The organism is Amphibacillus indicireducens (assembly GCF_039539605.1).
GTDB classification, from domain to species: domain Bacteria; phylum Bacillota; class Bacilli; order Bacillales; family Amphibacillaceae; genus Amphibacillus; species Amphibacillus indicireducens.
The window spans coordinates 18,937-29,885 of record NZ_BAABDL010000005.1 but is presented as its reverse complement, the minus strand read 5'-3'; the positions used below and the strand labels follow the sequence as shown (position 1 = coordinate 29,885).

Annotated in this window: 10 protein-coding genes; 9 read left to right on the top strand and 1 reads right to left on the bottom strand. The window is 36.5% G+C overall.

Translation table 11 applies throughout. The features are described 5' to 3' along the window. The 9 genes from ABD814_RS00710 to pepF all read left to right on the top strand — a co-directional run. Positions 1 to 229 (top strand): ABC transporter permease subunit (locus ABD814_RS00710; protein ID WP_344909430.1); only part of this gene is annotated, 229 nt, incomplete at its 5' end. Positions 230 to 273: 44 nt separating this feature from the next. Next, positions 274 to 1,170 carry an ABC transporter permease gene (locus ABD814_RS00705; RefSeq protein WP_344909434.1) on the top strand — a complete coding sequence of 299 codons (897 nt, stop codon included), beginning with the start codon at positions 274 to 276 and terminating at the stop codon, positions 1,168 to 1,170. 84 nt (positions 1,171 to 1,254) lie between these two features. Next, a complete protein-coding gene (opp4A, locus tag ABD814_RS00700) occupies positions 1,255 to 3,024 on the top strand; it encodes an oligopeptide ABC transporter substrate-binding protein (protein WP_344909428.1) in 1,770 nt (589 codons plus the stop codon). Positions 3,025 to 3,503: 479 nt separating this feature from the next. Then, positions 3,504 to 4,721, top strand: a complete 1,218-nt coding sequence (locus ABD814_RS00695) for a putative glycoside hydrolase (RefSeq protein WP_344909427.1) — start codon at positions 3,504 to 3,506, stop codon at positions 4,719 to 4,721. A gap of 177 nt (positions 4,722 to 4,898) precedes the next feature. Then, a complete protein-coding gene (locus tag ABD814_RS00690) occupies positions 4,899 to 5,477 on the top strand; it encodes a GNAT family N-acetyltransferase (RefSeq protein WP_344909425.1) in 579 nt (192 codons plus the stop codon). 320 nt (positions 5,478 to 5,797) lie between these two features. Beyond that, a complete protein-coding gene (gene spxA / locus ABD814_RS00685; RefSeq protein ID WP_344909423.1) occupies positions 5,798 to 6,193 on the top strand; it encodes a transcriptional regulator SpxA in 396 nt (131 codons plus the stop codon). Between the two features lie 215 nt (positions 6,194 to 6,408). Next, the gene (gene mecA, locus ABD814_RS00680; RefSeq protein WP_344909421.1) at positions 6,409 to 7,089 is read left to right on the top strand and encodes an adaptor protein MecA; all 681 of its coding nucleotides are present in this window, start codon (positions 6,409 to 6,411) and stop codon (positions 7,087 to 7,089) included. 122 nt (positions 7,090 to 7,211) lie between these two features. After that, positions 7,212 to 8,381, top strand: coding sequence for a competence protein CoiA (locus ABD814_RS00675; RefSeq protein WP_344909419.1), 1,170 nt, complete (start codon positions 7,212 to 7,214; stop codon positions 8,379 to 8,381). A gap of 117 nt (positions 8,382 to 8,498) precedes the next feature. Then, positions 8,499 to 10,316, top strand: a complete 1,818-nt coding sequence (gene pepF / locus ABD814_RS00670) for an oligoendopeptidase F (protein WP_344909417.1) — start codon at positions 8,499 to 8,501, stop codon at positions 10,314 to 10,316. 416 nt (positions 10,317 to 10,732) lie between these two features. Here the strand turns inward: pepF and ABD814_RS00665 are convergent, their stop codons facing one another. Next, positions 10,733 to 10,912, bottom strand: coding sequence for a hypothetical protein (locus ABD814_RS00665; RefSeq protein WP_344909415.1), 180 nt, complete (start codon positions 10,910 to 10,912; stop codon positions 10,733 to 10,735). Between the last annotated feature and the right edge of the window lie 37 nt (positions 10,913 to 10,949).

The window sequence follows — 10,949 nt, the reverse complement described above, 5'->3', positions numbered from 1 at the left end:
TGCCGCCTTCTTCGGCTTTGAAATTACTGGGTTAATTGGTGGTACCGTCTTTATTGAAACGATTTATAGTTATTCAGGTATGGGACTTCTCTTTATGGAAGCTATTATTGGACGTGACTCAAGTGTGGTCATCTCGGTCGTTTTACTCTTTGGTATTGCATCAATCTTAGGTGCTCTCCTATCGGATATTATCCTAAGTCTAGTTGACCCACGGATTCGAATTAAGTAATCGGGAAAGGAGTGAGTTTAGTGGAAGAGACAAAAGTTGAAGCAATGAATTTAGATATTAGAAAACAGAAGAAAGCCCATCGAAATCAGCGTGGCTTGAATATACTTTGGCGAGAAATTGTTCGAGATAAGTTAGCTCTATTTTCGTTAATATTCTTTGTTGGTATTACTGTACTTGTTTTTACAGTTTCCTTAGTGTTGGATTTAAATGAGATCGTTCGAGTCGATTTATTTTCAATTCACGAACCACCTAGTGCTGAGTTTTGGCTCGGAACCGATTATGGTGGACGTGATGTCTTTGGTCAATTGATTATCGGGACGAGAAACTCGTTATGGATTGGTTTTGTCGTTACATTCTTAACAGGTGTCATTGGAATCACCTTTGGTTTAATTGCAGGTTATTTTGGAGGACATGTTGATAACGTCATGATGCGTATTTTAGATTTCTTTCAAATATTACCATTTTTAATGGTCGTTATCGTATTTGTTGCAATTGTTCCAAACTACAGTACTTTAACGTTTTCATTAATAATGACCGCCTTTTTATGGATGGGGATTGCCCGTTTAATTCGTTCAAAGGCACTGCAAGAACGCGAGCTAGATTATGCGCAAGCATCTAAAACGCTCGGTACACCACAATGGAAGATCATGTTTGGTCAAGTTTTACCAAACTTAAGTTCAATTATTATTGTTTCAATGACATTGAACTTAGCGGCTAACATTGGGTTAGAGTCAGGGCTATCGTTTTTAGGATTTGGTTTCCCTGAGTCAACACCGAGTTTAGGAACATTACTCAGTTATGCGAGAAATCCGCAGACATTAGAGTATCGTTGGTGGATTTGGTTGCCGGCTGCGATTTTAATTTTCTTACTCATGCTTAGTGTCCGTAACATTGGTGAGGCACTAAAAAGAGCAACAGACGCAAGACAGCGTCGAGGTTAATTTTTAACATAAATAAATAGAGAAAAATTGTGCATATATAAATAGAAGGCACAAGATCACAAAATAAAAGGGATGTCATACAAAATGATAAAAAGCAACTTGAGAAATTTTCTGGCAGTTGTTCTATTAACTGTGTTATTTATTCTGACTGCATGTGGCGGTGGCGGATCGGACGATGAGATTTTTTCAATTGATGATTTCGAACAAATTAAAACAAATGAAGATGAAGCAATTGAAGGTGGAACGATTACGTTTGGTCTTGTAACAGATTCACCGTTTGAAGGTACACTTAACTATAATTTCTACTCTGGGAATCCAGACGTACAAATTATCAATTGGTTTGATGAGTCGCTCTTAACAATTGATGAGAACTACAATTTTACACAAGATGGAGCAGCTACTTTTGAAGTGAATGAAGAAGAAAAATCAATCACATTTACAATTCGAGATAATGTCAATTGGCATGACGGTGAGCCTGTAACTGCAGAAGATTGGGTTTATTCTTATGAAGTGATTGGTCATCCGGAATATGATGGTGTTCGATATGGTTCTGACTTTACGATCATTGAAGGAATGGAAGCATATCATAATGGTGAAGCTGACTCAATTTCAGGAATTGAGATTCATGATGAAAAATCATTTACGATCACATACGATCAATTCACTCCATCATTATTGGCAAGTGGGATTTGGACGTATGCAATGCCTAAACATCTTTTCGAAGAGATTCCAGTTGGAGAAATGTCATCATCAGATCTTGTTCGTCGTGAACCAATCGGGATGGGGCCATTTATCGTTGAAAGTATTACACCAGGGGAATCTGTGACACTTGTTAAGAACGAAGATTATTGGAGAGGTGAGCCTAACCTTGATGGTGTAACTGTTCGTGTTATTAACCCGAACGTTGTTGTTCAGTCGATTCAAAATGGCGAAGTTGATCTAGTCAGCACATTCCCGACAGATCAGTATCCTGATAATAAAGATTTATCAAACGTGCAGTATCTTGGTGATGTTGATAATGCCTATACGTATATTGGTTTTAAATTAGGTCGCTGGGAAGATGGAGAAGTTGTTGTTGATCCAGAGATGAAAATGGCTGATGTTAACTTACGTCGTGCAATGTGGCATGCGGTTGATAACAATGCAATTGGGACAAGATTTTATAATGGCTTGCGTTGGAATGCAACAACATTAATTCCACCTTCACACCCAGATTATCATGATGAGACAATTGAAGCACCAACTTATGATGTCGATAAAGCAAATCAAATTCTAGATGATGCAGGTTATATCGATGTGGATGAAGATGGCTTCCGTGAAGATCGTGATGGTAATGAATTAGTCATTAATTTTGCTTCAATGTCTGGCGGCGATACGGCTGAGCCAATCGCTCAATATTATATTCAGTCATGGGAAGCAATTGGTTTAAATGTGCAATTATTAGATGGACGTTTACAGGAATTCAACACGTTCTATGATCGTGTTGAAGCAGATGATCCTGAGATCGATATTTACCAAGGTGCTTGGGGTGTCGCTTCTGACGTTGATCCTACAGGTTTATACGGTCGTAATGCAATGTTTAACTATCCACGTTATGCAAGTGAGGAAAATGACCGTCTGTTAGCAGAAGGTGTTTCTGAAGCTGCATTTGATCAAGAGTATCGTCAGTCTGTGTATAAAGAGTGGCAAGAGTTAATGGTTGAAGAAGTTCCAGTTTTCCCAACTGTTTATCGAGCGATTATCATTCCTGTTAATAACAGAATTAAAAATTATGCAGTTGATTTTGATGAATCAACTGGGATTTATCGTTATCAATTAGCAGTAACGCAAGATGAAGCATTTAAAGCAGAGTAAGGATATTAAAACCTCAATAAGTATTTAGACTTATTGAGGTTTTTTGAACGGTCATTTTGTCGGAAATTGTGATTTAACATATCTATTTGTCCTTTTTTCTTATATAATGGAGAATATGTGACATGCTAATAAGGCTTTTAATAAACGAATGAATTTTATAATTACTTAAATAAGGATAAAACACGAACAATAGAGTTGGAGGGATCCATGTGATCTCCACTCTAGGTGGACGCTTTCTGCGGGATCGGCCTCAGCTAATTAATAAAAGCTTTCCAAGCTTTTATTACTGGATCTTCGGACACGATCTTTTCCCGCTAGAGTCGCCACCTGTCGTTCCGATCACTTGATTCAGCCACCTATTTACGTATGATACTATCACTAAATGTGTAAATACTCGTGTTTTAACTAAAATTTTTTTATTATGAAATTAACTCAAACAATGATTTTTTTGAGACATAATAACTTGGAGGGTAGAGGGTATGTTGGGACATCAGAGAAAAGGTTGGTTACTTTTGGTGATTGTATTATTAAGTTTGTTAGTAAATCAACCGAGCATCAAGGCAGAAGAGAATAAACAGTATGTAAGTAGTGATCATGTGATCCGAGCAACACAAATTAAAGTGATTGAACCGATTCGACTTTTAGCTCGCTTTACATATGATTCAGGTTATCATTTTGATTATCCTGATGCAGTAAGAGGTCTTTATGTAACGGGTCATTCCGCTGGTGGTGCGCGTTTTGAAACGTTGCTAAACCTCGTTAATACGACCGAATTAAATGCGATGGTGATTGATATTAAAGATGATTACGGCAATCTAACCTTTAGACCAGATGAAGATTCACCATTTTATGATATATCAAAGCCTTATATTAGTGATCCTGTTCAAATGATGGACGCGCTAGAGGAGCATGGGATTTATCCAATTGCTCGAATCGTTGTCTTTAAAGACAGTGTTCTTGCAGAAAAACGTCCTGACTTATCGTTTTTAGAGAATGGAAAAGTGTGGGTTAATAACCGTGGTGAGGCATTTGTTAACCCGTATGAAAAAGAAGTCTGGGAATATAATGTTGAAATTGCTAAAAAGGCGATTGAGCTTGGATTCCAAGATATTCAGTTTGACTATGTTCGTTATCCAGAAGGGTTTGAACGTATGGATGAAACGTTAGAATATAGTCAAGGGGATTATGCAGATATTGAAATGGACGGTGTTAAAAAGCGGGTTGAGGCTGTGACCGATTTTGTCGCATACGCACGTGAAGAATTAAATCAATATGGGGTAGATGTGTCGGTTGATATATTTGGTTATGCTGTTACAGTTGAAGAAACTCCAGGGATTGGGCAAAACTTCTCAAGAATATCAGAGAATGTTGATGTGATTTCGTCGATGATTTATCCGAGCCACTGGACACCACACTTTGGTATTGATTATCCTGATCAAGAACCGTATGCGTTAGTTGATGCATATAGTAAGCTTGAAAATGAAGTTTTAGGAGCGTTAGCAGAGCCGCCAATTTCACGGCCATGGATTCAAGATTTTGAAGCGCCTTGGCTCTATAGTGGTCCAACTTTTTCATATGGTGTAGCAGAAGTTGAGGCACAGATTCGTGCATTAAATGAAAATGGGATTGATGAGTTCTTACTATGGAATGCGGGGAATGTTTATACTGAAGGTGTTGATTATACACCGCTTGATTGATAAAAAACGGCTTAAACTGGATGATACTTTTGAAAAAGGGAGATTTTTAAGCTTAGGTTGCTCATTATAATGAAATTTGCTCTGATTTAGTGCTGTATGGCTGATTGTGTGAGTTAACAATTAAGATTAGGTTCGTTATAATAAAAAAGCTTGACTAATAGCGAAAGGGTGGACAGTTTGAATTGGTTTGATAAATTACAAGAGTATTTTCCAATTGAAGAAATGAAATCAAAAGAACATATGGAACTATTGCTAAAGGAGAAGGGTGACGTTTACTTTAAAGATGAAGGATTAGATCATGTGTTAATGTATGCTGAGTTTGAAGAATTCATCTTTATTGATTATTTATACGTTTCATCCGAATCTCGTGGCAAAGGGATCGGCCATCAATTAATTGAGCAATTAAAGCAGAGAGAAAAGCCAATTATACTTGAAGTGGAACCAGTTGATTATAAAGAAACCGATTCATTAAAGCGATTGAATTTTTACAAGAGAGAAAAATTTAAACATGCTAAAGCAATTGGCTATAACCGCCGATCTTTAGCAACAAATGAAAATAGCCGTTTAGAGATTTTATATTGGTCTCCGACGGATCAGAATGAAGAAGCGATCTATCAACAGATGCGTCAGATGTATCAAGATATTCACACGTATAAAGATGAACAAATATACGGGCAGGCATATCAATCAGCAGAAGAAGTACTAACATTTGATCAAGTAGGCAAAAATGTCGATATCTTTTCAGGCTTAAAATAAAAACAATGAAGATCTTGTGCTAAACTTTGAAGTATTCAAGCTAGCTTTTTTCAATTAGTGAGCGATTGTTCATTGCTAATTGAGAAAAGTTTTTTTCTTTTGCTGACAAATCATGTTTAAAAGATTTTGTAGAGGGAATAACAAGTAAGGAAAGCTAGATAAGAACAATAATTGTGTAAATAGTTTGTAAATATGTATTAAGCCCTGTTAATAAACCACAATATGTAGTATAATTATAATTAGTTATTAGATTATAGTAATTGTCATTTGATAATAAATTAATTAACAATTAAATTTATATATATGAGGAGTGAAATCAAATGGTTACACTTTATACCTCGCCAAGCTGTACTTCTTGTCGGAAAGCGAAAGCATGGTTAGAAGAACACAACATACCATATCAAGAAAGAAACATATTCTCCGATGCGTTGACGATTGATGAGATTAAGGAAATTTTACGGATGACTGAAGATGGAACAGATGAAATTATTTCAACACGATCTAAGGCGTTCCAAAAATTAGAGGTTGATATTGAGCAAATGTCATTAAAGGATTTGATTGATACAATTCAAGAGAATCCAGGGATTTTACGTCGCCCAATTATTCTTGATGAGAAAAGACTACAAGTTGGCTATAATGAAGATGAAATTAGAAGGTTTTTGCCACGCAAGGTGAGAAATTTACAGTTGCTTGAAGCACAAAGAATGGTTAATTAACTTTTATACTTAAAATAAAACACAGCCCGATAATTAGGTTGTGTTTTTTCGTTGTCAATCATTTATCAAAAAGGATGACATCTTCAGGTAAATACGTTAGAATAGGTAATTGATAATAATTATTTTTAAATGCTTAGCACATGTTCAAATAGGGTAGAGTAAGATATAAATAAAGTGAATGGCGATGGACCTTTTGTTGAAAGGGGAGAAGCTGAATGGAAATAGAAAGAATTAATGAAAACACAATAAAATTTTATATGTCTTATCTGGATATTGAGGATCGTGGTTTTAACCGTGAAGAAATCTGGTATAATCGCGAGCGGAGTGAACAACTCTTTTGGCAGGTGATGGATGAGGCTGGCGATCAAGAATCTTTTGATATTGAAGGCCCACTATGGATTCAAGTTCAGGCGATGGAAAAAGGGTTAGAGATCACGGTAACAAAAGCCCAACTTTCTAAGGATGGTCAGAATTTAGAATTAGGGGATGACACTTCTAAAGTTGAAGAAAGTTTGAACGATAAGCTAGAGAATTTACTTGATATTCAATTAGCCAAAGCAACCAGAGATTCTGGTCGAAAAGCGGAAGGTCAGACATATCCACGCTTAGTTCATCATACGATCGCTTTTAGTGACTTTGAGGACATGATTCAGTTAAGTCATCGAATCGATCTAGAAGACGGCATTGAAAGTGAATTGTATCACTACAAAAATCTTTACATTTTAATTGTGAAATTTGACGACAACATTTTAGATGAATATGTTCAAGATAATCTTCTAAGTATTATCTATGAATATGGAACTAAGAAAAAGGTCACCATTCCAGTCATTTTAGAATATGGAAAAACTATTTTTTCTGAACAAGCATTAGAACAAACAAAGCAATTTTTTCAATAATTCATTGAAACACTTAATCGACTGCTCTTTTGTCCGTTAGGTGTTTTTATTTTGCAAAACAAGCAGGAAAAGAGTCTAATGATGTCGAATAGTGGTCTATCACGAAAAAAAGGATGGTGACTATGCTTCAAGCGGTTTCAAATCAAGGCAAATACGTAACTCTCGCACTTCTCCCACGATCACAAATCATTCAACTCAAACAAGCTAAAACTCCTTTTTACTGTCCAGTTTGTAAAACTAAATTAATCATGAAGGCGGGTACGCAAATGATCGCTCACTTTGCCCATAAATCGTTACAAAATTGTCCGAATCGAGCGAGTGGAGAGGGTGTGTATCATGAGAGAGGTAAGTTAGATTTATTTACGTGGTTAACTAATCAAGGGTTTTCGGTTCAGTTAGAGCACTATATACCGGAGATCAAGCAACGTGCTGATTTAATCGTGCAGTTTGCCCAGAAGAGGCTAGCGATTGAGTATCAATGTGCCACGATTCCACTGAAAGAAATATTGGCTCGGACTCGGGGCTATCAATCGATTGGGATCACACCACTGTGGATTTTGGGTGGGAATCGGATGCGCCGCCTCAGTAAACAAGGTTTATATTTAACGCCAACAGAACAAAGCTTTCTACATCAATTCAACAATGACATCTATCCAAAATTGTATTTTTACTGTCCAGACTCGAAACAATTTGCACGCTATGATCTCATCTGTTTGAGTGGAAAAAGTCGCTCAGTTGGACAACTAAAATTTAAGCGATTAGCTTCAATCCGTTTCGAACAATTTTTTAAAACAGAACAACTGTCTATTTTTACCCCCGAGTGGCTTTCAGAAAAGAAACGCTTCAGATTAAAACTTCCCCATAAAATGAATCAGACTGAAAAACAATTTAGAGAATGGCTTTATTTAAATCAACTGTTTCCATCGCTTATGTCTAGCTGGATCGGTTTACCTGTCAATGGACAGTGGACGATGAAAGTCTCAGTTTGGACTTGGCAGACCTACTTATGTTATGATTTTCTTAATCACTTCCCACAGTTTTCATCCAAGCAATTGAACGGCTATATGCAACGATTTCGAAAACAAACACTCATCAATTTTCCAATACTCAGTCAAAAAAATGATCCTGTCGAAGCTTATTTGTCTTACTTTTTACAAGTAGGAAAAATTATCAAAGTAGGTGAAACCTATCAAGTAAGGGGATCAATTGGTCAGTATCAAACAATTGATGAAGCATTAGCTAAAGATGTTAGTATTCAGCGGATGTTAGCACAAAAGTGCTTTTACCGATAAAAAATTGCTTTTTGCGGTATAATAACTAGAGAAATAAATAAAGAAGTTTGAATTTTTGCTCAAGGAAGTTTCAAAAATTGATGGGCAAGATTCTTAAAAATAAAGGAGGAATAAATTTTGACAAAAGAAGCGAGTAAATTACAAACAAGGGAAGAAATTGCTGAAGAAAGAACGTGGCGATTAGAGGATATTTTTGCTACGGATGATGCTTGGGAGGAAGAGCGAAAAGCTGTTTCAGCTGAACTGGAGAAGTTTGCTGCTTTTAAAGGAACGTTAGCAGATTCTGCTGAGCAACTCTATCAGTTGCTAACATTAGAGGATGCGGTATCAGAGCGAATTGGTAAGCTCTATACATATGCTCATATGCGTTACGACCAAGATACAACGAATTCGTTTTATCAAGGCTTAAATGCGAAGGCGATGACATTGTATACGCAAGCGGCGAGCGAGATGAGTTTTATTGTTCCTGAAATTTTAGCGATTGATGCTGATAAAATTAAGCATTTTACTGAGGAAAAGCCAGAATTAAAGCTATATGATAAAGTTTTAACGGATATTGCCCGTCAAGCCGAGCATGTTCTGTCTGAAAAGGAAGAGGCATTAATTGCTCAATTGAGTGAAGTGATTGATAGTTCGTCACAAACATTTGGTTCACTAAATAATGCTGATTTAACATTCCCAACAATTAAAGATGAGAATGGTCATGATGTTGAGCTGACGCATGGTCGCTATATTAACTTTATGGAGTCAAGTAAGCGTTCGGTTCGTCGTGAAGCTTTTCAATCGATGTATCAAACGTATGATCAGTTTATTAACACGTTCGCCTCGACACTATCTGGTAATGTGAAAAAAGATAATGCGATGGCAAAAGTGCGTAAATATCCATCTGCTCGTGCTGCAGCACTTGATCGTAACAATATTCCAGAAGCCGTTTACGATAATTTAGTTGAGGCGGTAAATGATCGCATGGATCTATTGCATCGCTACGTTAAGTTACGTAAAAAAATTCTTGGCCTTGATGAGATGAATATGTACGATATGTATACACCTCTTGTTAAGGATATTGATTTTAACTATAGTTATGAAGAAGCACAGCAATTATTGATCGATGGACTTGCTCCACTTGGCGAAGAGTATATTGAACGTTTGCAAGAAGGATTTGATAACCGCTGGGTAGACGTCGAAGAGAATAAAGGCAAGCGAAGTGGCGCTTATTCTTCGGGTGTGTACGGAACAAATCCGTACATCTTGATGAACTGGCAGGATAATTTAAACAACGTGTTTACTTTGGCGCATGAATTTGGTCATTCATTGCATAGTTATTATACACGTGAAAATCAACCTTACCGCTATGGTAATTATTCAATTTTTGTTGCTGAAGTGGCTTCTACATTAAACGAGTCATTATTAAATGAATATTTAGTTGAACGCACAGAAGATCCGAAAGAGAAGCTTTATTTATTGAATAACTTCTTAGAAGGATTTAGAGGAACGGTATTCCGTCAAACAATGTTTGCTGAATTCGAGCACTTAATCCATAAGCTTGAACAAGATGGTGAAGCACTGACGCCTGATACGTTAACAAAGCATTATTATGAATTAAACAAGAAATATTACGGTGAGGATGTTGTCCATGATGACGAAATTGGTTTAGAGTGGGCACGGATTCCACATTTCTATTACAATTATTATGTCTATCAGTATGCAACAGGTTACTCAGCGGCTCAAGCGTTGTCAGTGAAAATCTTAAAAGAAGGTCAGCCAGCAATCGATCGTTACTTCGGCTTCTTAAAAGCTGGAAGCAGTGACTATCCAATTGAAGTATTAAAGCAAGCAGGCGTTGATATGACTGAGAAAACACCAATTTTACAGGCACTTGATATTTTTGAAGAGAAGTTGAATGAAATGGAAACACTTTATGAAGAGTTAAATTAAGATAAGAAAAACGCGGGAGTCCAGAAGGCTCTCCGCGTTTTTTAATGATTGCTGAGTTTTCAGGTTTTGCGTGCGTTCGCACGTAAAAGGGAAATATCGCTCGCATTGACTGTGCGTTCGCACGTAAATCATAAATATCGCACGCAAGTCAATTTTCGTTACGATCGTTTTGCTTGTTTTCCGTGAACAAGGTAATAAAGTCCGATGCTGAATATGACGATTATTGACATTGTTAAGTATAAATTTCTAAAACCGATTAATGGCAGGATAAATCCTAATAGAAAAGGTCCAATTCCGACACCAAAATCAAACAGTTTTAGATTATTTTTGGATAAGAACAAAACTATTTCGTGTGTCGAAAAATATCCCTACCTTTACTATAGCCAATAACCAAAAGAATATCTAGTTGAATCGAGTTATTTAAATCCTCTAAATGTATTTCTGTGCAAGAAAAAGTTGAGTAGAAGATAAATAGAAATAAATAAAAGTGGTAAGGTAAGTAAGATCGGTGCGATCCGCATGAGGCCGAATAGGTTCAAAATAACAGCAACTAAAAACAAGATCAAAACGAAAATGAATCGAATCAACTGGTTCATAATAACACCTTCTTTGATCATTTTTAACGCACTTTAT